This is a genomic window from Duganella sp. GW821-FHT07F09, from assembly GCF_059418705.1.
Window position 1 is genome coordinate 66,345 of the sequence record NZ_JBWKQJ010000017.1, and the last position, 22,017, is coordinate 88,361.

Below are 22,017 nucleotides of genomic sequence, written 5' to 3' on the forward strand. Positions count from 1 at the left end.
ATATTTCCCAGTGGAATTATTAACTTATTTTATATTGCGCTGAAGAGTGCGAGTGGTAAGCGTCCAGCCGGCCCATCTATGAATTCCTGATGTGCACCGCCAAACTATCGCCTCGATCAACACAGGAGGTGGAAGGTGTCAAACAAGGACCGGCAAAAGGTGTGGGAGGAACGTGTGGCGCAGTGGCGGACCAGCGGGCTATCGCAGCGTGCATACGCCATCGAGCAAGTCTATCCGATCCGGCAGGTAGGCTATTGGGTAAGTCGGCTGACCAGGTTGCCGGCAGCGCCCGGGTTGTTGCCGGTGCGGGTGGCCCGGCCCATCAGCAGCAGATCGCCGGTGCCGAGGAGGTCGAGATGCTCGAACAGCATCTGCCGCTCGTTTTCGTGGACGCCGTGCAGCGACGCCGCGAGCATCAGTTCCGCTCCCGGCAGGTACAGGCCGAAGGCGATCTGATCGGTCGAGGCGGCGCGCGGAACATGGCTGGCGCCGTGACCAAAGCGCAGCGTCGAGGCGTCGGCGGCGACCAGCCACAGCCCATGTCAGAGCGGCACGAAGCCCAGGACGCCGGCTTGGCTCAGCAACCAGGTATTGAGCGCGGGGATGGCCGTTACGTTCAGTTTTGCGCGGGCGCTGAAAAAGGCGCGCTGGGAGACGTGGCGCACCGGTTGGACGCGCTGTTCGAGATGGGCGAAAAACTCGTCGAATTCGGCCTGGATACTCTTGCGCATGCCGCTCAGAAGCACGGCCAGCAGCGCGGGCAGGGGCAGCTTGCGGTCGCGGGTGAATGCCTTGGGGAAGCCGGCGTGCCGCATCAAATCGCGGAACTGGCTGGAATGCAGGTATTGAGAAAAGGCGAGGAGCAGTCGTTCCAACATGGCGGCCAATAGAGACAAAAAGGTCTCTATTGGCCGCCGCCCTGTCCGCGAAAAAAGCCTCGCCAGCAGGGCTGGCGGCCGCGCGAAGCGCGTGCTTTGTCAAGCTCTTTGGCGGCTAATTTGAAGAAAATTTGGCATGCTTAAGTCCGGTGGATTGGGTACACAATGCACACCGGAGCAACTGCAAGGAGATGCGATGCGAAAAAACTATCCCTTTGCAGACTTCGCTGTGACCTCTAATTTTGGCAGGGCCTTATCAGACAACTTGACCATTCTACTATTAATTTTGCTGTCAATTTTAAGCAAAAATTTCGATGACCTTAAAGTGCTTTTAAAAGATCCAAATTGCTCATGATCATAAGTATCGACTGCCGCATCATAAAACATAGTAATAGCCTTTCTTATGTATTTGGCAATCGCATTCTCAAAATCCTGGCTTTTCATTTTCTCTAGATTTATTTGTGACGAATTTAAATCAGAAAATTTTAACATTAATTTATATGTACAGTAGATAATCCAATAGACGCTAGTCACTCCTAAAAGATTTCCATTTGGATCATCTCCTAAGCCGTCAACATGCTCTCTCCTTTCGATATCGGACTTACTGCCCACCAACCATGCCAAATATACAGCGGGCGCCTTAATACCTTTTTTGAATAGTTTCTGATATGGCTCGTCGAATAATTCGCCTTTATTATCAATGGCTTGAATTAAATATTGTTGCTCGGCAGACGCAAGATATTGCGTAACCTTATCAAGCTCAATAGTAAATGGATCACGTTTCTTACGTGCACCAGCTTGTTTTGGAGCGTATATTATCTCTACTTTATTAAACTCTCGGCGCAAGTGCTCTTGTATATCATCAGCGGCCCGAACAGTCCAAATCTTTACAGCATTTTGGGAATTGTTATATCTAACAATATCCGTCTTTAAACCAACTTTTGCTGCAATAACTCGTGCTAATACTTTTGCCGATGCATCGGGGTTTGCACGTACTAAACTTGACGTGGTTTGGCAACCATTGACGATACTGAACCGTTTCAGCACTAATGTAGACGGCTCGTCTTCAGAAATCTCGGCACTATCCGCCACGATGGTAATTCCATTATTTAATGCCCAAAAATTACCGGGAGAAGTCTTAGCCGTTTTTATTATTTGATCGTTAATCCCCCCTTTTCTATTCCCCAAATACAAACGGACGTTTCCCGCAAAAAGTCGATCTTCGTGAATGTCAAATAATCGTTTCAATTCAACAGCGGCGACAGACCCTATCCAAGCACGTCCATAATCACCGCTGTCCTCGAAGTGCTTACCGACAAATTGCAAATTATCTTGAGGAATCCCAGTTTCAGCTTCAATTAGTGCTTGGTACTTACCAGCAATATCTTCTTGCGCAAACTGAAAAAACGCAACATCCTTATGTGCCAGATCCGTTTGATGGGCAACAAGTGATCGCTCAATTTCGTCGGACTTCAATCCCAATGTGATTAAACCAACTGCAAACGTGTATCCAGGATGAGAAGTCACTAAATCTTGAAGGAATTCGGCAAGATCTGGTCTTCCACTCGCCACCAGTTTTTTAGGATTTTTAATGAATGGCAGTGCGCTTATTACGGCATCCCACTTATTTTTTGGCGTCTTTTTATCAAATCTTTCAGGACAATGAGCCTGCAAAACCACTATTTCCGCACTACTATGATCGGCAAAAGCGATGTCAATTCCCTGATCATTTCCTCCATCTGCCGCTGCAGATTCCAAGGCATCGTCTTCTTCTATATCGAAGAAATTGATGGCAAACCAAGCTGCAAAAGCGCGATTTCTAGTGATTTTCCCACGCAATGCCAGCTCATCAATAGAGTTAAGAATATCCTTTAGTTCATATGCCATAAAATTATCTTCCACCTGCTAGTATAGGGAATATTGAATAAAACCGGAATTTTTCATTGACACGAAAAAAGCATAGAGTACGGGACGAAAACAGATGCGACAACGAGTTTTTAGAAATTATTCTAGAAAATTGTAACCGAAAATTGACAAGATAAAAAGTTATCGACTCGAATCGACGGCAGAACAACATTTCCCCACTTCAACGATCAGCGGCGTTGTTGCATAAATCCATCCCGGGCGGGCTGACGTTTACGCGCAACAGCCGGTGCGATGTGGCTGTTAACTTTTAGCGGATATGCGTACATTCTGGCTTTTTGCCTGAGACGATGCGCAAGGACAAGCAGCAGCAACAAGAGCCCAAGGGCAAATACCGGGTTAAAAACTGGCCTGCCTACAATGCCGGGCTGATCGCGAGAGGTGACGTGACGATCTGGATGGAACAGGACTTGTGGCAACGAGGCCCTAGAGTCGGGGCTCTCAAGCGCGGCCAGCCATGTGTCTACGCCGACGCGGTCATCCAGATGTTGCTCGGACTCAAGCAGGTGTTTTGCCTGCCGCTGCGTGCGTTGCAGGGTTTCGCGGGCAGTATGAACAAGCTCGCCTTTCCCGATCTGCCGGTGCCCAACTCCACGACGCTATGTCGTCGCGCCCGGGATCTCAATGTCGTGCTACCGGTCTTGCGCAGCGGCGAGTCGCTGCATCTGGTCGTCGACAGCACCGGCCTGAAGGTGTTTGGCGAAGGCGAATGGAAAGTGCGCAAACATGGTTACTCCAAGCGCCGCACCTGGCGCAAAGTCCATCTGGCGATGGACACGAACACCGGCCAGATTTGCGCGGCGCTGATGACGCACCAGGTCGTTGGCGATGCGGAGGTGCTGCCTGATCTGCTCGATCAGATCCCGGCCGACACGCCGGTCGATATCGTTGGCGGTGACGGGGCTTACGACACAAGGCAATGCCACGCGGTCATTGCCGCGCGCAAGGCCACGCCATCGATCCCGCCGCGCGATGGCGCAAACCATTGGTCGCAACGAACGCCAGGCGCGGCTTGGCGCAACGACGCGATCGACGTCATCGCCAAAAGCAGTCGGCGGGACTGGAAGCGCGCGAGCGGTTATCACCGGAGCTCGCTCGCCGAGACTTTGATGTACAGGTTGAAGGTGCTCACCGGCAGGAGCTTGGCGGCGCGCACGATTGGTGCCCAGGCCACCGAGGTGGCCATCCGCGCGGGCGTGCTCAATCGCATGACGACATTGGCACGCCCTCAGTCTGTCCGTATCGCGTAACGTCATGAGGGGAAGGGAAAATTGCCGGTCAGATTCGATTTATGCAACAACGCCACGATCAGCGACCAGCGATCCAAATCTCATCGGACACTCGATTGACCGCTACGTGTTACTTCATCAACCACAACCTCGCGATTTTCCGATCCTGATCACAAGGTTCCGTCAGACAGAAGCGTTGCGGCCACCTCTAAAAACTCGATGATGAACCTCGGACCAGCCTGTTTGCCGAACATGAGCGAGAGGATCGGCGATCCAAGATCGGTGTTCCGCTGGTCGGTTTAACCAACCATGTGGACTTCGAGGCGCTCGCCGCCAGCATTGATGGCGCCGTGCCGAAACCATCGCGCGCAAAAGGTGGCTGCAGGAACAAGCATCTCTTTACTAACGTCTAATGACGTCGAACCAGAGGCGCGAGCGCCAACTGAGACAAGTTTGTTCGACTAATGACATTCGGCGTAAAAAGGACGTTCATGTCAACGCCACTCTCCAGAAAAAGGCTGACGTGGCCGAATAGCCGTGTGCCAGGCGGAAACCAGTTCCCGCTCATCCTCAAAAAATACCGGGCAGCGATCTTCCCGATTCTGGTGGATCGCGCGCAAAATCATAGTGCTGGCAGCTTAAGGCCGCACGCCCGACAATTTGTGACAGGTAGACCTTGGCCAGCGCGCAGGTGCAGCGAATATCAAGCACGGTGGGCATGTTGTTAATCATCGCAATGGTCGCCCATGCAACAAAAAAGACTTCCATGATTCTCCTTGCACGGGGCAACACCCGCCTTGAATTCTTTAATGCTGGCGAGCTCATGCGCTAGTAGCGGGGATAAGAGCTCGCATCCGCCGGCAGCGTCTACTTGCGATGATTACTTCGATCGATCGGAGAACCTGTTACGGTACCACCAAGGCCGAGCGAAAACTCGGCTACCGCGGGAGAAATGAAGTAGCTTTGCCCAAAGCACCTTAAAGGTCAGCCCGAATTTCGCGAGAACTGAAAAAAACAGGATGACCCCGAACGCAGTCCAGAAGGTCCACCAGCGCATGTGGAACAGCCATATGAAAACAGGCATGAAAGCAATGCACGGAATACCGAATAGAGTGGGCACCGCTGAGGCATGACGCCAGATGGAAATGCTCATGACAACTCCTTTAACTTTGAATTGAACGCTTTGGCTCCAGCCAACTCTATGAACTCACTTTTTTCGATTTCGCCCGCACGGTACAAGTCCCATGCCTTGTCGTCCAGCGTATCCGCCGTACGCTCCAAGCGCTGACGCAGGAGTGCGCCCCAGCGCTCATAGGAGACCGTCTGCAGCTCGCTGCGCAGCTCGCGATCGAACACCACATATTCGCGGACAGCCTTGCGGCGTCCGTCGCAGGACTTGAGCAGGCGCTGTACCACAATGACGCGCAACGCGCCGATCAACCGCGACGCCACGGCAGACTGTTGCGCAGGTGGATAGACCTGGATGATCCGGTTGATCGTCTCCGCCACCGACTCCGTATGAACCGTCGCGTAGCAGAGGTGACCGGTCAACCCGGCTTCGACCATCGCGTCGACGGTTTCAAGATCGCGCGCTTCCCCAATACCAATGATGCTCGGCTTGCGCCTCATCGCATTGCGCAGACCACAGGCGAAGTTTTGTATATCGCGCCCAATCTGGGACTGTGCCGGCTGCGGCCCCTTCCAGTGAATACCGCCGAGCACGAATTCGACAGGGTCTTCGTAAGTGATCACCTTGCGGTCCGGCATAACCTTGCCGGCGTGAGCATATACAGCCGCCTGCAGCGTGGTTTTTCCCGAGCCAGTCGGGCCGCACACGAGAACCAAACCCATGCCAGGATAGAGCGCCTCCAACAAATCCTGTTCAATGCCCATGGCTGCGAGATCGGGAAGGTCGCTTGGTATCGTTCGCATCGTGATCGAATAGGCCTCGTCAATACGTGCGATGCGCGCCTGAATGAAATTGCAGCGGAAACGGATCGTCTTGCCGCGTTCGAGCCCAACGTCCTCGCCGCTCAATTCCAGCGAGCGGTCCGCCCCCTTCCCTCCACGCACATTGCTCTCCACTTCCGCCTGCCAGATCGACCCGATCAGTGCGGGTAGCTGACCTTGCTTGATGGTGTGCGTGCTGGCCTGCCGCTGCCTGCCGTGAATTTCGCACCACACATAATCACCTCCCTGGACGAGGATGTCCGAAGCGCCGTGATCGGCACAGTACTTCAGAAATCGCTTGAAGGTGTCCGCAGTCAAATCGCCGCGGAAATCGTACGGCTCGAACTTGTTGTGCTCGCTCATGTTTGATACCTCCCACAAATCTCACCGCTCTTCGTGCCCTGAGGTAGCGTCGGTTGTGTATCCACCTTCCCCGCTCGTTGCCGTGCGCGCGCCTGCCGTAAACGCCAACCTCCACTTGTCGGCATTCGTCTCGAACTTGGCCCTGGACGTTAGTCTGCGCAGCGTATCGCTAAGCGTCAATTGCCGGCCGTCACCGGTCACGGTCTGCGACGTCTCCGCCACCTTGGTCGGCAATATCATCCCCATCGCTAGCAACGGCGAATAGAGGATCATTCCCGTATAGTCGCGGATTAATCGACTGAAATTGGCGTCGAGCACAGCGTCGGCCTCCCGCTCTCCGCGCTCCCAGCCCGCGCGAACCGCCTCCCTCCAGATGAGCAACTCGGCGGCGTCCTTGGGACGCGCCTCGGGGTCTGGCAATTCAACCCTGGTCTTCGCGGACAAGCCGGCAAACAGATAGTTGCGCCAGGTGGGAGGCACCGACACGAATCGCTCCTCCTTCTCGATCCGGTACACGTGCCCGGCAACGCGAAACTGATCGGCCGAGAACGACGCAACATCGGTCGCTTCGACTATAACCGGGGGAACCGTCCCGTCCTGCCGTACGAGGGTAGAAAACTGAAACAAGGCGTCAAGTTCCGGTGCTCGTGCATCGAGGCTACGCACCAGCGTTTCTGCCCTTGCGGCCGCGCCAGCACGAAAGCCTACCGTACGGCCGGCGTCATCGACCATCTTTGCTCGCATACCATTCGCGCCTGAATTGATCTTGGTTGACGGATGCAGGAGCGCGTCAAGTGTCATCGGAGGTGCATCGAAAGGCAAAGCCTCGCCATCAGTCGTTGTGGTCGGCAACCGCTCAGGATCGGCGCCATATGCGCATCCAAAGACCATCCCTACCAACGAAAGGAGCAATTTTGATTTCATGATTTCCCCTCCTGCGGCCGGTTGAACCGGAGCGTGAGTTTGGCGGAGTCTACCAGCACGGCGGCACGATATCCGGTTTGGGCACGTATGGCGTCAAGCACATCTTCGAACGACTTATCCTTTACCTGGATCGCGACAGGAAGAGGCAATCGTACTCCGATAGCGATGAATTCCATTCCACGTTCGGAGGCGAGCTTGGAGAGCAACTGGTATGCGTCGCCTTTCCATGAAAACGAGATGGATTTCTCGGTGCTGGCCAGGCCGGCAGAAACAGTGCTCGGCGCATGTCCCAACGCCCCAGCCTGGACAAGTTGCAACTGCATGCGTTCGATCTTGCGCGACGCTTCCAAAATATGTCTGTCAATCTCGCCCTGTGCGTTATCCGCCTTAGGCATCTGCGGCGTAGCACAACCGCCAAGCGCGCAGCAAGTGAAAAATGTTATGAGTGTGGATGAATATTTCATGGTTGCTCCCTTAGTAGTTTCATGTTTAGGCCAGCATGCAAAGTATAAAATCCATACCCTGTTACGACGTCACGCGCGATGCTCGGGATTTGAGCGGGCGCAAGGTTTCGCGCATTGTCCGACGCTCATGGAACTCCCGACGCCAAATCGCCCCAAGACTCTGCTCCGAGGGATTGTCGGCGGCAAGCGAGGACAGGACTTGCTTGAATTGGTCGCTGCCATTGACCTCGAAGGCATTGCCAAACTTCCTCCGGGCGTGGATGAGGGCGGCCACCGCAGCAGCCTGGTCGCCGTTCCCCGCTTGCATCTCGATGACGGAACCGTGGTCGACGAACCCGCCGAAGTCGTGCCCAAATGAATAGCACACGGATCCGTCACGTCGCACCCTAAATCTTGCCCCCTCAATATCAAGATCTGCACGCGGATCAGCGTGAAACTGGTGTCGGATAGAGTTCACATCAGAACCTGAAACAAAATCCCCCTTGCCGGCGCGCTTGGCCGCATAGGCCCAGCCTCGCAATTGGCTGATCGCCGCCGCGTCACCTGTCGCCGCCTGCTGCTCCACCCATTCGCGGTAGGACTTTTGTTGTGCCCTTACCTCTTTGCGCAGCATCGCCCTTTCGACTTCAATGCGTGCTTTGAGACGTTCACGCTCACGCGCCGTCTCGAATGCGATGACCGAGTAGCTAGCCTTGCGTTGCAAGCGGTCTTTGTTCGAAGACCGTACTTCTGCCCGGCGCCGGCGCGCCTCGCTCCTCAACAACGCAAATCTGGATTTGGCGTAGCCGGCATCGAAGCGGGGAAGCACCTGCTCGGCTTTGTAACGGAGGTATCGCGCTCGCAGTTCACGGCGGGCATCCGCCCGCTCCTGCCGTCGTTCCTCGCGCCTTTCATTCCGCCGCACTGGCGCCCGGAACTGATCGTAGAGAACCCGCGTCTCCCCTGGCGGGATCGGCGCCGGCGGTTCGAAGACGCCGAGACGGCGCTGTAGTCGCGTCTTCGATAGTTCTTCGTGCATGTCGCTGGCTTTGATCGGCGTGGGCGCATCGGAACCCACGTCGAAGATCGCGAAACCCTGCCCTTTCTCACGAAGGAGGAGGCCATGTCTGGCCAGTACGCCGTGCAGTTTCTGCCACGTGAGGCGCTCATCCTTCATCGCCTCCATAACTGCCTCGCGTGGTTCGCCGCGGACATAGGCAAAGAGACTTTCGCGGTCGGCGTGGCGTTCCATGTCGGCGGCCGGAGTCGGCATCGTTCCCTTGGTATCGCATGCGCTGCGGCGCCAGTCGATCACATTTACGCCGTTCCGTTCGAACACGGCGTAAGGTCCATTGTCGTGTTGCCACCCAAAGCGTAACTCCAGTTCGCGCATCGCCCTGTCCAGACTGTAGAAATCGCGGTCTGGGTACACCACTTTGAAAGTCGACGGATTGACACGGTTGGTCACAATATGCAGATGCACATTCTTCGTGTCTCGGTGTACGCCAAAGACGTACTGGTGGCCGTCCATGCCGACTGCGCGAAGCGCATGAGCACCGCACTCGAACGCCTGATCATTCGTCGGCGATTCGCCCGATGGCCACGACAGCACCACATGGTAGACCGGGTCCTGCACGCGCACGTTCTGCGCAGCGACAGCGCGCATCTCGGCGCCGGCCGTCCGCAGCGACAAGCAATTCGTCTCACATGCGATGCCGCCCGCGTTGAGATACCGCTGCGGCGCCGCCGTCAGGTCTATCAAGTCTGGTTCGGGTGAAGAACCTCCTTCATTTCGTCCATGCCTTCGCGCAGTGGCTTGAGCATTAAACGCAAGGTGGGCTCGACGGGCTCGGGCGTGCGCTTGAAAGTCTCGATCAATTTCTGGAGCCTCTCCGAGCACGTTCGTTGCTGCGTCGAGATTTGTGCGAGCACTGGTAAGACTTCGTCGATGTGGATCGCCATTTATTCCTCCGTCAGTTGGTCCTTCAAGTCGATCGCCAGGCGGTCCATGTTCTGGCTCATCGGTATCAATAAACCCTGCAAGACCCGCAAAACGGATTCGGACGGCAGCTGCATCAATAGCGTCAGCTCGTCGAGCTGCATGCAGATGATCTTCTGCTGCGCGCAAATCGTTTCGAGCGCGCTTAAGAAGCGTGTGGTGTCGCTCTCTGTCGCTTGGATCGAGCTCGTCATTTGGTGTCTCCGTTTCGTCGTTTTCGTCGCGTTCAGTGATGTACTTCACCAGCTTGGCAAAGTCCGATTTGCTGTCCTTTCGCTTCGGCGTGACCTTGGCCAGCATATCAAACTCCGATGCGGTCGATGGCCGCAAGGATCTCGACCAAGATAGCGCGATACTCTGGAGCCAGCGCGCCGCCATTGGTGGTGCACAGCGCCTTTTGCTGCATGCCGAGGCGCCGCAATTCCTCGATCAGATGCGCACTCGACTTGCTGCGAGTTTGCTGACATAGACCAGACGCCAGCAAGTAGGCCGAAACCGGGAGGCCAAGCTCCGCGGCACGGGTCCGAAGCAAGGCAAGGTCCTCAGGTGCGGCACGCACCACTACGAGACCGGTCTTCTTGCGTTTTTCACTGGTGCTCATGATGTCCAATACCGTCAGATTTGTCGGGGTGCGGGTCTCGGGGCGGAGCCCTGAGCAGGGAGGTAGGCAAAGCGTAGGGAGTGCAACGACTGGAGCGCCGCCGGTTGATGTGCCGCCGTTCACGGCGGTATATCAACCCCTACCCTGTCCCGTGACGGTGCCCACCTCCTAAAGAACAAAATAGCTGATCGCGGATGGGTTACAAGGGAAGAAAGTGGCTCCTTTCAGGTCAGTTTGATCTGTATCTAGGCCGATCTACAAAACGCGAACAGAATGTATTTGTCGACTAAGCGGCTCGACAGGCAACGAGCGAACGCCGCTTAGCAGAATCCGAAACGTCGATGGAGAAGATCGTGAAGCATAAGCTAGAACATATTCAAGTCCTCAAGGAGATGCTCTCACAGTTGCCTCCCGTCGAAGCCCACGCTGCGGAACTGACGACACAGGAAGCGGTGAAACTGCTTCGTCCGGAGGTGACTTCGCTGCAGCGAAAGGGCTACTCATTTGAAATGATCGCGCAGGTTCTGGAGAAAAATGGGTTCAATGTCACCGCAAGTACGCTGAAGAAATACCGCGGCGCCCGAAAGCAAGACCCCGTGCGTCGAGCTGGAAAAAAAAACCTGATCGAAGCAATCCCATCGGCACCCGCCAAGCCGCGAACAACGCCAGTTACTGCCGTGAAGCGAGCACGCCAACCTGGGGAAAATGATTTGGCAGCACCACAAGTCGGCGGGTTCACCCCGCTCGAAGATACGCGGGACATCTAACCGGAGAAAGCCATGTCAAAACCAATCGTCGTCGTCGGCGGCGGCAAAGGTGGTGTTGGAAAATCCACAGTATCGATCGGCACTGTCGATACACTGCTAGTGCGCGGGGAAAAAGTCCGTCTTATCGAATCGGACACGTCGAATCCAGATGTATGGAAAATGTACAGGAACGAGATCGAGACCAACTTGATCGACCTGGACGATGCCAATGGATGGATCGAACTGGTGAACGTTTGCGATACCAATCCCGATTCCATCGTCGTCCTGAATACTGCGGCGCGAAACAACCGCGGCGTTAGCGCATATGGCGAAACATTGAACAGCACGCTGGCTGAGTTGAGGCGTAACCTCGTCACGATTTGGGTCATTAACCGTCAGCGCGACAGTCTGGAGTTGTTGAACCAATATATGGGTGCGCTGACTGGCTCGCGCATTCACGTCATGCGTAACGGCTACTTCGGAGAAGAACAGAAATTTGAACTCTACAATGAATCAAAATTGCGAACGCAAGTGGAGAACGCGGGCGGGAAATCGCTCACATTCCCGGACTTGGCAGATCGCGTCAGCGATGACCTCTACAGCAAGCGGCTCTCCATCAGAGCGGCCATGCAGGCACTCCCGCTCGGAAACCGGGCCGAGCTCGCGAGGTGGCGGCGTGAAGTGCACAAGGTCGTCGGTGAGGCCGTCCGTGCTTGACGTCGAACGCACGTTCGAGCGGCTCATCGGACGGCAGCCCTCGGACAAGGAAATCCAGAGCCTGTATCGCGTAAAGGGCGCCTTAGAGATCGAGGATAACGATGCGCTTTGGCTGGTGCTCATGGCGCTAGAATCGTACGACACCCTCTATCGCCGGTACCCAGCGATCATCGACGCGCAGCTAAAGAAGTCGATGGAAGATCAGCGCGTGGCTATAGCGGCGATCGCTGACGCTGAAACCAAGAAGGCACTAGGGACATTGGCGCAGGCAGTGTGCCAGACCAGCGAAAGCGTCGCGCTGCGTTTGACCCAAGCATCATGGATGCTCTGGAGCGGCCTGATCATGCTCGCCATGGTAATGTTTGGGAGCTTTTGTACGGTGATGGGATTTATCCTGGGGAGTGGCCGTCTGCCCTACTGGGCGGAGCCGGCGGAACATACTTGGTTAGCGGGTCTTCTTTTCGCAACACTGGCACGCACACCGGCGGGTTGGATCGGCGCCATTGCAGGCGTTTCTTTGGCCCTGGTGGCGGCGTGGCATGTCCGCCAAAAGAATGCTTCGGGCAGCAAGCGCATCGCGGTCGGTTGCTGCGCCCTCATCGCGCTGTGTCTTATCTTTCTCTGGCCAAGCGTGTACGTGTAGAGACCGGTTTTTTGAAACCAACCCGCCCATTGCGCACGCTGATTGGGCGGCCAGGCCAACGGAGCTGGTCAAAGTCGAGGGGCGAGCGGTGTATCGACGCACACCGATTCCGATTGTTCGGGAAGGCTTGGAAAATCTCGCCGTTTTCCGGCTTCTCGCATTCGAAGTGCGCCAGGAGTGCGCCAAGAATGGCTACATCGCCGACCTCCTGGAGAATTTCGATTACGGGGAAGCCGCACCGCCGGCTAACGTGTAACGGGCGTTATGTCTACTTGCCCCCACACTACGCTGGCCGCCGTCCGACACTTTGCTATAAAGTGTCGGACACTTTAACTTTTTTGGATCGCACAATCATGGAAAGTGTCAGTATCGACACGGCAAAAACGCTGGTCGGGTCCAACATCGTCACCCGCGCCGTCATCGAATGCTTCGACGGCCGGCGCTGGTGCATCGTGCTGCGCGGGCGCCAGGAGTACCTGGTGAAGTCCGCCAAGCAGAACCCCAAGGCCTTCGCCAAGATCGAAACGTCGTTGGAAGAAATCAAAGGCTTCGGGCTGCGCAACGTCGAAATCGATTTTACGAAGTGGCAACGCGACCAGGCCACCCTCACTTAAGATCAACGCGCCACACGCGCCCGACTCGCCGGCCGGCAGCTGGCAAGGAATCAGAATGACTAAGAAATTGCTCCCGCTTCAAGACCTGCTTGACCTCGCTAACGAACAAATCCGCATTCGGCCTGGATTTATTGACGGCATGCACATTTCTTCTGCTGAGATGAAAGGTTCCATTTTGTTCATGCGTGGGGAGTGCTTCCTCGATCAATCCGGAGGCGCAACGGCTCAAACCGCGCCTGCCATAAATTTCTACAATGAGTTCGCACACGAATTTGCTGGGAACTATTCTCTAATCGACGACCAAAAATGACCGTGCTCAAAGACCATGACGACGACGGCGATAGCACCGCGCTGACCGACGATGACCGCGCCCACATCGCGGCCGAAATCACCCTGCTCGACGCCGAGCTGATGCAATGCCGGGAAACCCTTCTGTTCCGCGACATACGGCACCGCCGCACCCACCTGGCCGCTGAACTGAAGGCCGGCCGCCGCCTCCCCCTTCTGGACGACGACAGCATCTGGTACGACTTCCAGATCGTGCCGCGCGGCTGATTACAGGCCTAATCAGACGTTCACAAACCGGCCCGTTATGGGCGTAGAATTGACAACGCGGCAATGACGCCGCGCTTCGGAAATCATCAATGGCCATTGACGACAAAAAGGAATACAAGGACGTGCTTGTGATCTTGGCGCATATCGGCGCTGGACCGTCCGTACTCAACAAACTGAACGCCTTGATGGCGAAGATGGAAGATCCGCAATTGAAGGCCGCAAGCGCCCAGTTGGTTTTGTACTTCGGTGCCAAACCGGAATTCGCGCATACAAAAAAGTTCCAGATGCTGGACTTCGCCTCAAAATACGCGATGAACCACGGTCACTATAAGAAAGCGTCCGACACAATCTACGCCATACAGCAGCACTGCCAGAAACACATCAACAGCCAGGTGCCACAGTGGCAGTTGATCGCACTGGCCGCCGGCTGGACGCCACCCGTCACTACCGTTGCCACAGGCACGCAATTGGATACCAAGCAGTTGGCGGCAGGCGAGACGTTCAGCAGCCCCGCCCCGGTGCCGGCCAAGGCCGCCAGGCAATGACCGCACCGCGTCGCAAGCTCCCCTCCCCTCACCTGATCAGCGAGCCGCCATGGAACAGCCCTTAAAAACGATCCCCATCACCTACCACGTGCAAGAGCGTGCGTCCGCCAAGCTTCAAGCCCTTCAAAAAGGCCATCGCAAAACGCCATGACATTGGCCATCGGAGCGGGCACGATATCGAGTGCAACCTGGTATCCATTTCCGAGGACGACGTTCGCGCGCTCGCATCCGACATCGAGTCATCCGCCCAAGAACTGCATGACAGGATTGCCGACAAGGTCGCGCCGCCGGACGTCGCCATCGACGACGAATTCTGCTGGTCCAACGTGAGAGCTCGCGATTCAGTTGGTTCACTTCGTAACATGAGCAACCACTAATTTTTTACTCAACGATGAAAGGTCGTGAAATGGCGAGTCACTGGCAGGTTGATGGTCAAGCCATCGAAAATAGCGCGCTCGCATTGATGGCCGAAATGGTCCAATACATGTCGGTTAGCGACAGCGGGGTGGGCATCCTCATGGGTGAATACGAATTTTTGTCAGACGCGCTGTTTGGCCTCATCAGACATAGCTACGTCATCGATGACGACACGCTCTCCCGTGTGTTGGAAGAATCTCTACGCGCTCGCTTTATAGCGGACAAGCTTTCTGACGCGAAGAAACTCCTCGCAGAGTTTGACCGACGTTGCGGCAAGTTGCTGTCCAAGCAAGCGGAATATGTGTTGATTACTACCGCCGGAATGCGTGGACGCCTGCCAAAGTCCCGAGTCATCAACGGATGTTCGATAAAGTTTCACGCGAAGCTCCCCAAAAAATATTTGAACGCCAGGGACAAACTCTTGAAGATTAAAAATCCGATCAACGTCAATGTCGAGAACGAAGGGTATGCGTTTGTGGAGGCCCGGGTGAAAGGTCCCACTGGAACCACTGCCTTCATGGTGGCCGCCGAAGCCCTTGCCGTTTTCCGGGCGCTTTGGCAGCTGCACTTTGGGAAGAGCGTGCAATTGTTCGCTCCATCGGGCTCGGCTGCAAAATACCCGTCCGACATTACGATCAAATTGGGCAACGTCCATACCATGCATTTACCGGACGGCTCCGCTGCGGGAGAAATGCACTGGTCTGAAGATGCACCGAATTATTCCAAGCCAATCAACGTCAAAGAGCCCGAGGTCATCGAGCAGAGAGTTGGAAAAATGCTGCGCAAGCTGGAACGGTCTTCGCAGGAATATCGCGCATTTTGCATAAGGATTTTGCTGGCATTCGCGGAGGCGATTAGTACCAACGATCTCGAAGCGAGATTCGTAAAATTATGGCTTTGCTTGGAGTTGTTGACCGGTGCGGATGATGCCAAACGCATCATCAAGAGGGTCTCTTTTTTCTACGCCGACCAAAACGTCGCCAAGGCTCAGCTCCTTGCGCTACGGGGTGCCAGAAACTCTCACGTCCACGCCGGAGCAAAACCAGAACGACTGGGCATGAAGAACTTTCAGCTTTCAATGTTCGTAGAACACCTCCTGATCTTCATCATCTCGAACCATTTCAAGTTCACAAATTCGGCTCAATGGCATGAATTCATGAGCACCACCACCGATGCCAAAAGCATCGGCGAACAGATAGCCAGATTGAAGATGGTTAAAAAGTTCGCGGCTCCATCGCATGCCGCGCCGCCGGCCGACGCCCAGTAAGAAAAGACCGTCGTAAGCCTGTTCATCAATCTTCATAAGTTTTTGTTTTACACACCCGACGCACCCCTGCGCGGTGCAATGCGGTGCGCGACATCGTGTCGAAAAAGCTGGTTCTTGCCCAAGCGCCCAGCCTCGACAGGCTCAATGGGAAAAAACTCCACGAGGGGCTTTATCGCTTGTGAGTGCACGTGGCTCTGCGCGGCCTTGTGAGCATTAGTAACGACCCGCGCCACTTGTAGCGCGGTCAGGGTGGTGGACTCGTTGCGCCACTTGTTAAGCGTGTGGGACTTGATTCCCAACGCGGAAGCCAGCGCTGCATCGGAAACCACTCCCGCCGTTTTGGCGAGGTGATCTCCCATTTCGTTCGTTAAGTGGCGCAGCAAATCGGTGGTTTTCATAAGCGAAAGGATTCCATGTGGAAAAATTCATTATTCCACATTTTTCCACTGAATCTCTTTTCTTTATGGGCGCGGCGACTGACCAGGTCACCGACCGTGCCAGTGTTGTTGCCGGCGCGGGTGTCGCCAGCTGCGTCGGCACCGCCGGCGCTCAGCCTGCGCAACGAGCGCGGCTGGACGCTGAGCCTGCCGGGCGACGTCCCGGCCGGGTGGCTGGCCGAACTGATGCGCGCGCTGTGATGGGGCTGTCGGCCGACGCGATCTGGCTGGCGACGGCGGCGGTGGACATGCGCACCGGCATCGACGGCCGCCATGCCATGGCATGGTCTGCACGTGCAGCAGGCGCTGGGGCGCCCGCCGTGCGACGGCACGGCTTACGTGTTCGCCAACCGCCGCCGCACACGCCTCAAGCTGGCGTGCTGGGACGGCACGACGATCACCGTCCACCGCACATCGAGGCTGAGCCCCCGGCGCCGCGTCATTACCGCAACGCAGCGATCCTGCCCTGGAGTCCCATGGCGGTCGCAATTCGGCTACGGACGAGCAAGGATGCGATTGCGATCATCGCATCCCGGCATTCGGAAGAACCCACCACCTCGCCGGCGTGATGAACCAACAAAGTATCAAGAACCTCGGCGAGCTTGTCGCCGGTGTTATCGCGATAGAAACCACCTGCCTCCGGTAGCGCCTGGCGGAGCCAGACGATGCCCTCCATTCGCAGAAATTTTCCCGGCTCGGTCGTGAGAAAGTGGCTGAATGCGGCGATAAATTCCTCGTCATTTGCCAACTGGGTACTCGCCCATTGTCGATAAAAGGGAAGCAACTCTGGCAGGCGCTGGGTTACGGAGCCAGAGTGAGCGATTTCACACGATGCGTGGAGACCTAGCAAACCGGTGACCATAGTGCGGCCACGGTATCCACGTCGACCATGATGCCAGTCCGCCGCGAAAGCGAATCCAAGCATCGCTTTCCACTCAAGCACGAACCGTTCAGGATGCGGATCACTAAACAGTAACATGAACCAGTTGGACGAAAACTGGCCGACAGCATAATGGGCGGCAGGGCCGAGATCGAGAACTGCCCGCCACAGCGCCTGTGACTCCTCCACCCGCTCGGCCATGATAACCTGTGGGAAGATGCGCAGGATCTCATAGCCCAAATCGCTGGGCGTATCGTATTCATCATCGCTCTCGCCTTCATCGTTGGCTTTTCCCGCCATTCTTAGCGACTCCCATGTCCACAGGCGCGAAACGAGCGTCCGGGCCTCTGGGTCTTGTACGGTCTGCGCGGCGCCTTCAGGTTCGAGGAGCCAGGCGAAGCCGGCTTTTAAATATTGCGAGCTAAGCCCGTTGTTTCGTCGCAGCTTTCCGCGATACCCCGCAGGTTCGCGAGCGAGCAGCTTCGCGTGGCGACGCGCGAGTAGGCGCTCGACCCGCGTCGCGATCTCGACCGGATCGACAGCCGAAAGATCAACCGATCGCCCAAAGACGCCAGAAGAGCGGAACCGGGCCAGCCATCGCTTCCATATCGGCCCGACACTCTCTTCCCCTCCATAAAGCGGTACGAGCTTGTCCAGGCCGGCCGCCCATACCAGCTTCTGGTTGATGCTGTACCAGTCAGCCCCTAGCCTTCCTCGATTGCGCCACGCCTCGCGCATTAAGACTCTGATCGCCGACAGGTCGCCGCAGGTCATGATAGCCAACACCGCGCTGTCCCATGGTTCAGTGGAGTTTGTGTCAAACGGAGCATACAGAACTCCTACCGCGGCAAACCGTAGCGCTGCGGCGTCATCAAAGCCCAGATCCTTGAGCTCCGCGCTGGAGTTTCCGATTCCATCGACAACAGCTCGAATAACTCGGTGAGCATTCTGCATGGCACCCTGATGCTCCATCGCCCACGGCCCCGCCTTCGCTATCAGGGCTCCAGCTGCGGCGGCAACCATTACGCGACGATCTACCTCGTCCGGGAGCGGCGTACCGATAACGGGTAGCAATCGGGAGAGGTAATCTGCGATCTCGGACGAAAGCATCCCGTCAGCCGCAATGATCTTTTCACACTCACCGGGCAAAGTTAACGGTAGCAGATCAACGTCGGCCGAACGGTGGAACGCTGAGACCTCGCGCTGCAGCGCGTCGGGGAAAACGACGGTAACCGAACTATCCCCGCTTTCTTGCTCAGCGCCGCGCCGCAGGTTGGTAGGGTCGAACGAGGCAAGCATCAAGCGCCGCTCCAATCCAGACTTTTCGTCATAAGGTAAGGGCCAGCGCGTTGCCGCATCCATTATCCGGTGCCCGACGCCAGGATGGACCGATATCAGATCAATCACAACAAAGCGCAGGCGGCTCTCGCGATACGGCGCGAACACCCAGTCGCGCGCCACGTTGAACGCCGCCTCGCCCTGTCGGCTGAACTGCATCAGGTCGAAACCGATACTTGACAACCCGACGCGATGATCGTCCCACCAGTAGAGCTCCTCCAGCTCAAGCAAAGGAGCGAGGGCGCCGCGAAAAAGTGATGGTTGACACTTACCGAGCGTCACCAACACGCCGAGCAGCGCTGTCGAGCTTTGCATCTCGAGCAGGCGCGCGCACCACTGACTGATATCTTCGCCCGCCTCTATCTTAAGCACAAGCCAGCGCTCCACCGCGTCGAGCGCGCAAAACAGCTGCCCGTTAGCTGTCGAATTTTCCCTGGACCATCCGAAATGCCAATTCGTTCCCCGGAACGAAGCACACCGATGCTCGCCAAGCTTAATCGAGAGAGCCGGCACGCTCGCGTCCGGAGCATATCGTTCGGCCCAGCGATCCATGGCGAAGTCGAGCAATTTGTGGAGCGATGCCAACGCCGCTTCCGGCTGATGGGCGAGAAAAAGGAAGAACGGACTTTTCCAGAATATCGTCGGGTAGCTCTGGTGATCGTAGACCAAACCCAGATCCAGGTCCAGTCGCGCGCCCCCTTGTGAACGGACAGGCCGATCGTCGATGATGCTCGCCAACAGGACTTCGGACGCCACATCGGGTGCGACCAGCATCAGTTGCGATAGGGCCTGTTTGCGCAGGACGACCTCGCGAAACGCGACGTTTACCCTGCTCGTCGCGCCAAGGGGCCAAGGCGGCAGTTCCTCGCGACTGAATGTTATCGCCGAAACAAGCCTGCGTTGGCGTGCGGCCGCGATATCTGCAACCGCGGCTGTCTGCCGTAGCGCACGTTCGGCGGTTTGCAGCCCATGGACGCGCTCACACCCTACTTCGGATAACTGGCGGCGCTGCGCCATCTCAAGGGCGAACGTCGCGACTTCCAATGGTATGTCGGCCCCACCGGCAAGTGCAGCGATGAAGACCGATTGCTCCCGTTCGCCGTTCCCACCATAATGGGAGTGAGCGATCCCGGCCGCTTGTTCGGCTTGCGCGGTCATCAACGCGAGACGGGCCAGCGTTCCGCGAAACGGCACAGGTCTTCCACCAGCCGTGACGGGCGTACGGGATAACCACAAGAAGCACAATTTCGAGACAGCGGGAGATGCCAGCGCTCCGATTCGTTCAAGGTGAGCTTCGAGGAAGCGCACCATCGGAGGCCATCGGGCAACGATTGGCGTCCGCATTTCCACTTCCAGGTAGATGCGCAGCGCAGGGTCGAATGCAGCGCTGTCCGGCACACTGGGAATGGTGGCCAGGTGGGTAAAACGGTGCACCAGGCGAAGCAGCAGCGAAGCCTTGTTTTCGAAAAAGAGTTCCACCCGCGCGGTTAGATGCGCGTCCAGTTGCGGGTCTAGGCACAATGCGTCGAGCAGCAGATCGACAGCATCGTCATTGTCGCCAACCGAGAGAGAAGAAAGCGCATGGTCCCATCCGTCCCGAAATTGGTCCGGTTGTCTCAGCAGATATTGACCGAACAATCTCAACGCAGGTATCCATAGCGGATGCGGAGCCAACGCCGACCATGCGCCAACGTCATCGGCCATTTCCTTCAGGCGCTGATAGCGGACCCAATCCGACGCGAGATCGTGCTGAAATTCGATGCGTCCCCGCTGATTGAGGATCAGCGGCGCCTCTCGAGGTCGTCCGTCGAACGTATCAACGTCGCCGGCGTCGAGTCGACTGATCGCGAAGCTGCGCTCGAAGGCCGCGTCGCGCTCGGCCAGGCGAATCAGCAACCGCTTCATCGTGGCCCGGCCGTCGGTCCATTGTAACCAAAGACGATCCGCGACCGCCGTGACCGATGCGAGCGCGCCGGGGTCGCCTTCGGTGAAGGACGACGCTTGCGCGATCACCCAGCCCAGCGCCCGCAGATTCGCCAGAACCGGGATCACGTGGACGTCGCCGGCCACCCAGCGCAATTGTGGGACGCTATACAAAGCTTCCTGCACGGCTTCGTCGGATAGCCCGGGAATGGTGATACGTGGCATGTCGGCGACAAACGGCGTCCCCTTGAACGGATCATTGCCATCCACGAACTGAGTTGTGATCACAATACGCGTTCGGACGGATCCTCTGTCGAAGTGCTGCCCGATGACGGGGAACAATCCATTAAGCCGCGACAACGTCGCCGTATCGAGACGCTCGGCGGAATCGACAATCAGAATATGATCGCTGGGACTGCGCTCAAGGGTGGTCATGAGTGGGTGATCGATTCCCAGACCAGGGCGATCGACCTCGCTCAGCACGGAACCAAGGACGGCAGGATCCATCCACAGCTGGGATTCATGAGGAAAATCCCGGTCCAGTATCTGCCGGACCATCGCCGACTTGCCGACACCCGAGTCCCCTGCGACAACACATCCAGGCCCGTCCTTCAAAGCCTGAGTGATACCAATTCCTTCCTGCCGTTCGACGACGTGGCCGTTGGGGAGCGAGCCTGCAATCTTCACCAAGTGATCGTCGCTCAAGGCAAGCAGTTTTTTCCAGGCAGCGGCGATGGAGGGATGGGCCTTGAGGACGAAACGATTACGGATGTCGTCCAGCAATCCGACCAGCGTGATCGTGCCGTTGCTCAGTCGTGCATCCTCCGCGCGCTGCACGAGCGCGCCCCACAATCTATCGGCTTCGGCGAGATTCTCGGAAGCCAGCGCCATGCGGCAGCGATATAGCGCAGTCGCCAGCGTTTCCGACGTTTGAAGCTGAAAATCGACAGGCAGCACGGCTAGGCGGGCAATCAACGCCAAGGTTTCCTCTGCGGATGGCGGTGTTCCATCTACAGCCCCAGGCCGGCATACGCTATCGAAGACTCGTTGATGGGTTGCGGATTGGCGTATGCGCGCAAGTACGAGCGCGACATCTCCGGCGGTCGACCAGTTTTTGATGTCGGCCCATATCGGATCGAACGTCTGATGTCGTCCACGCGTAACAAGCGCCATGGCGTCGGCCTTGGGGAAAATCTGGCTCTGGTCTCGCCACGTGGCCCAAGCGGCGGTGATGAAATCTGACGGGAACCCGTTGCTGGTCACCTGCATATTACTCTTGCAGGAAAGCGCCAACTTAAGCTGCCCACCGTCTCTGTCGGTGCCGACGCACAGCAGGTCGTCGATCGCAAAATCAAGCGCGCCAACCTGTGATAGCAACTGCACACCAGGAACCTCGATAGCGGGAATCGGTATATCGAGCAGAAACCGGGACAGCAGGTCAGCGGCCACCAGGTCCTCGAACGCGTAGCCCGGGCCAGCCGTGGATCGCGTGGTGGCGTTAGAGGCATTCATCGGTATGCGGCCTCGTTGAACCCCTCAAACCTCAATTTACGGCAATTCCTGAAGTTGACGGTCATCGTCGAGATACTCCATGGGTTAGTTCAATTAATTTATGACTCGCCCGA

At 56.7% G+C, this 22,017-nt stretch carries 25 protein-coding genes and 1 pseudogene; 13 read left to right on the plus strand and 13 right to left on the minus strand.

Annotated features, from left to right (window positions below; all coding sequences use genetic code 11):
- Positions 1–174: 174 nt before the first annotated feature.
- Positions 175–456: an IS66 family insertion sequence element accessory protein TnpA gene (tnpA, locus tag AC07P1_RS30825; RefSeq protein ID WP_494699444.1), complete on the plus strand. Its 282-nt coding sequence runs from the start codon at positions 175–177 to the stop codon at positions 454–456.
- 86 nt (positions 457–542) lie between these two features.
- On the opposite strand, the gene AC07P1_RS30830 is transcribed toward tnpA, so the two are convergent.
- Positions 543–896 (minus strand): hypothetical protein, encoded by a 354-nt coding sequence (locus AC07P1_RS30830; protein ID WP_494699410.1) that lies wholly within the window; start codon positions 894–896, stop codon positions 543–545.
- A 189-nt stretch (positions 897–1,085) separates the two neighbouring features.
- Complete coding sequence (locus AC07P1_RS30835; protein ID WP_494699411.1) at positions 1,086–2,765, minus strand: AIPR family protein; 1,680 nt, start codon at positions 2,763–2,765, stop codon at positions 1,086–1,088.
- 326 nt (positions 2,766–3,091) lie between these two features.
- Between AC07P1_RS30835 and AC07P1_RS30840 the strand changes: the two genes are divergently transcribed.
- Positions 3,092–4,051 (plus strand): IS5 family transposase, encoded by a 960-nt coding sequence (locus AC07P1_RS30840; protein ID WP_494699412.1) that lies wholly within the window; start codon positions 3,092–3,094, stop codon positions 4,049–4,051.
- 549 nt (positions 4,052–4,600) lie between these two features.
- Here the strand turns inward: AC07P1_RS30840 and AC07P1_RS30845 are convergent.
- From AC07P1_RS30845 to AC07P1_RS30885, 9 genes are all read right to left on the minus strand, one after another.
- Positions 4,601–4,798, minus strand: a complete 198-nt coding sequence (locus AC07P1_RS30845; RefSeq protein WP_494699413.1) for a hypothetical protein — start codon at positions 4,796–4,798, stop codon at positions 4,601–4,603.
- A 112-nt stretch (positions 4,799–4,910) separates the two neighbouring features.
- On the minus strand, positions 4,911–5,183 hold the full coding sequence (gene icmT, locus AC07P1_RS30850; protein WP_494699414.1) for an IcmT/TraK family protein: 273 nt from the start codon (positions 5,181–5,183) through the stop codon (positions 4,911–4,913).
- Positions 5,180–6,343 (minus strand): plasmid transfer ATPase TraJ, encoded by a 1,164-nt coding sequence (gene traJ, locus AC07P1_RS30855; RefSeq protein ID WP_494699415.1) that lies wholly within the window; start codon positions 6,341–6,343, stop codon positions 5,180–5,182. Before traJ ends, icmT begins: the two co-directional genes overlap by 4 nt.
- Positions 6,344–6,364: 21 nt before the next feature.
- Positions 6,365–7,267, minus strand: coding sequence for a type IV secretory system conjugative DNA transfer family protein (locus AC07P1_RS30860; protein WP_494699416.1), 903 nt, complete (start codon positions 7,265–7,267; stop codon positions 6,365–6,367).
- Complete coding sequence (locus AC07P1_RS30865) at positions 7,264–7,731, minus strand: DotD/TraH family lipoprotein (RefSeq protein WP_494699417.1); 468 nt, start codon at positions 7,729–7,731, stop codon at positions 7,264–7,266. Before AC07P1_RS30865 ends, AC07P1_RS30860 begins: the two co-directional genes overlap by 4 nt.
- Before the next feature lie 61 nt (positions 7,732–7,792).
- A complete protein-coding gene (traI, locus tag AC07P1_RS30870) occupies positions 7,793–9,472 on the minus strand; it encodes a TraI/MobA(P) family conjugative relaxase (RefSeq protein ID WP_494699418.1) in 1,680 nt (559 codons plus the stop codon).
- Positions 9,469–9,672 (minus strand): hypothetical protein, encoded by a 204-nt coding sequence (locus AC07P1_RS30875; protein WP_494699419.1) that lies wholly within the window; start codon positions 9,670–9,672, stop codon positions 9,469–9,471. The genes traI and AC07P1_RS30875 overlap by 4 nt, the downstream gene beginning before the upstream one ends.
- On the minus strand, positions 9,673–9,903 hold the full coding sequence (locus AC07P1_RS30880) for a hypothetical protein (protein WP_494699420.1): 231 nt from the start codon (positions 9,901–9,903) through the stop codon (positions 9,673–9,675). It abuts the gene before it with no gap.
- 107 nt (positions 9,904–10,010) lie between these two features.
- On the minus strand, positions 10,011–10,310 hold the full coding sequence (locus AC07P1_RS30885; RefSeq protein WP_494699421.1) for a plasmid mobilization protein: 300 nt from the start codon (positions 10,308–10,310) through the stop codon (positions 10,011–10,013).
- Positions 10,311–10,651: 341 nt separating this feature from the next.
- On the opposite strand from AC07P1_RS30885, the gene AC07P1_RS30890 reads away from it, so the two are divergent.
- The 9 genes from AC07P1_RS30890 (at position 10,652) to AC07P1_RS30930 (ending at position 15,814) form a co-directional block, all read left to right on the plus strand.
- Positions 10,652–11,077 (plus strand): hypothetical protein, encoded by a 426-nt coding sequence (locus tag AC07P1_RS30890; RefSeq protein WP_494699422.1) that lies wholly within the window; start codon positions 10,652–10,654, stop codon positions 11,075–11,077.
- Between the two features lie 12 nt (positions 11,078–11,089).
- Complete coding sequence (locus AC07P1_RS30895; RefSeq protein ID WP_494699423.1) at positions 11,090–11,773, plus strand: nucleotide-binding protein; 684 nt, start codon at positions 11,090–11,092, stop codon at positions 11,771–11,773.
- The gene (locus tag AC07P1_RS30900; RefSeq protein WP_494699424.1) at positions 11,766–12,416 is read left to right on the plus strand and encodes a hypothetical protein; all 651 of its coding nucleotides are present in this window, start codon (positions 11,766–11,768) and stop codon (positions 12,414–12,416) included. The genes AC07P1_RS30895 and AC07P1_RS30900 overlap by 8 nt, the downstream gene beginning before the upstream one ends.
- Positions 12,417–12,769: 353 nt before the next feature.
- The gene (locus AC07P1_RS30905; RefSeq protein ID WP_494699425.1) at positions 12,770–13,030 is read left to right on the plus strand and encodes a hypothetical protein; all 261 of its coding nucleotides are present in this window, start codon (positions 12,770–12,772) and stop codon (positions 13,028–13,030) included.
- 55 nt (positions 13,031–13,085) lie between these two features.
- Entirely contained in the window at positions 13,086–13,340 is a 255-nt protein-coding gene (locus tag AC07P1_RS30910) for a DUF2498 family protein (RefSeq protein WP_494699426.1), read from the plus strand.
- Complete coding sequence (locus AC07P1_RS30915; protein ID WP_494699427.1) at positions 13,337–13,585, plus strand: hypothetical protein; 249 nt, start codon at positions 13,337–13,339, stop codon at positions 13,583–13,585. Before AC07P1_RS30910 ends, AC07P1_RS30915 begins: the two co-directional genes overlap by 4 nt.
- Before the next feature lie 89 nt (positions 13,586–13,674).
- Positions 13,675–14,130 carry a hypothetical protein gene (locus AC07P1_RS30920; protein ID WP_494699428.1) on the plus strand — a complete coding sequence of 152 codons (456 nt, stop codon included), beginning with the start codon at positions 13,675–13,677 and terminating at the stop codon, positions 14,128–14,130.
- Positions 14,131–14,228: 98 nt separating this feature from the next.
- Positions 14,229–14,507 (plus strand): hypothetical protein, encoded by a 279-nt coding sequence (locus tag AC07P1_RS30925; protein WP_494699429.1) that lies wholly within the window; start codon positions 14,229–14,231, stop codon positions 14,505–14,507.
- Between the two features lie 14 nt (positions 14,508–14,521).
- On the plus strand, positions 14,522–15,814 hold the full coding sequence (locus tag AC07P1_RS30930; RefSeq protein ID WP_494699430.1) for a hypothetical protein: 1,293 nt from the start codon (positions 14,522–14,524) through the stop codon (positions 15,812–15,814).
- A 47-nt stretch (positions 15,815–15,861) separates the two neighbouring features.
- Here AC07P1_RS30930 and AC07P1_RS30935 read toward each other — a convergent pair whose 3' ends face one another.
- Positions 15,862–16,212, minus strand: coding sequence for a hypothetical protein (locus tag AC07P1_RS30935; protein ID WP_494699431.1), 351 nt, complete (start codon positions 16,210–16,212; stop codon positions 15,862–15,864).
- A 96-nt stretch (positions 16,213–16,308) separates the two neighbouring features.
- Here AC07P1_RS30935 and AC07P1_RS30940 point away from each other — a divergent pair, with 96 nt between their 5' ends.
- Complete coding sequence (locus AC07P1_RS30940) at positions 16,309–16,452, plus strand: hypothetical protein (RefSeq protein WP_494699432.1); 144 nt, start codon at positions 16,309–16,311, stop codon at positions 16,450–16,452.
- A 72-nt stretch (positions 16,453–16,524) separates the two neighbouring features.
- Positions 16,525–16,644, plus strand: a pseudogene (gene tnpB, locus AC07P1_RS30945) (IS66 family insertion sequence element accessory protein TnpB); the annotation flags it as partial.
- A 49-nt stretch (positions 16,645–16,693) separates the two neighbouring features.
- Here the strand turns inward: tnpB and AC07P1_RS30950 are convergent.
- The gene (locus AC07P1_RS30950) at positions 16,694–21,904 is read right to left on the minus strand and encodes a P-loop NTPase family protein (protein ID WP_494699433.1); all 5,211 of its coding nucleotides are present in this window, start codon (positions 21,902–21,904) and stop codon (positions 16,694–16,696) included.
- Positions 21,905–22,017 lie beyond the last annotated feature (113 nt).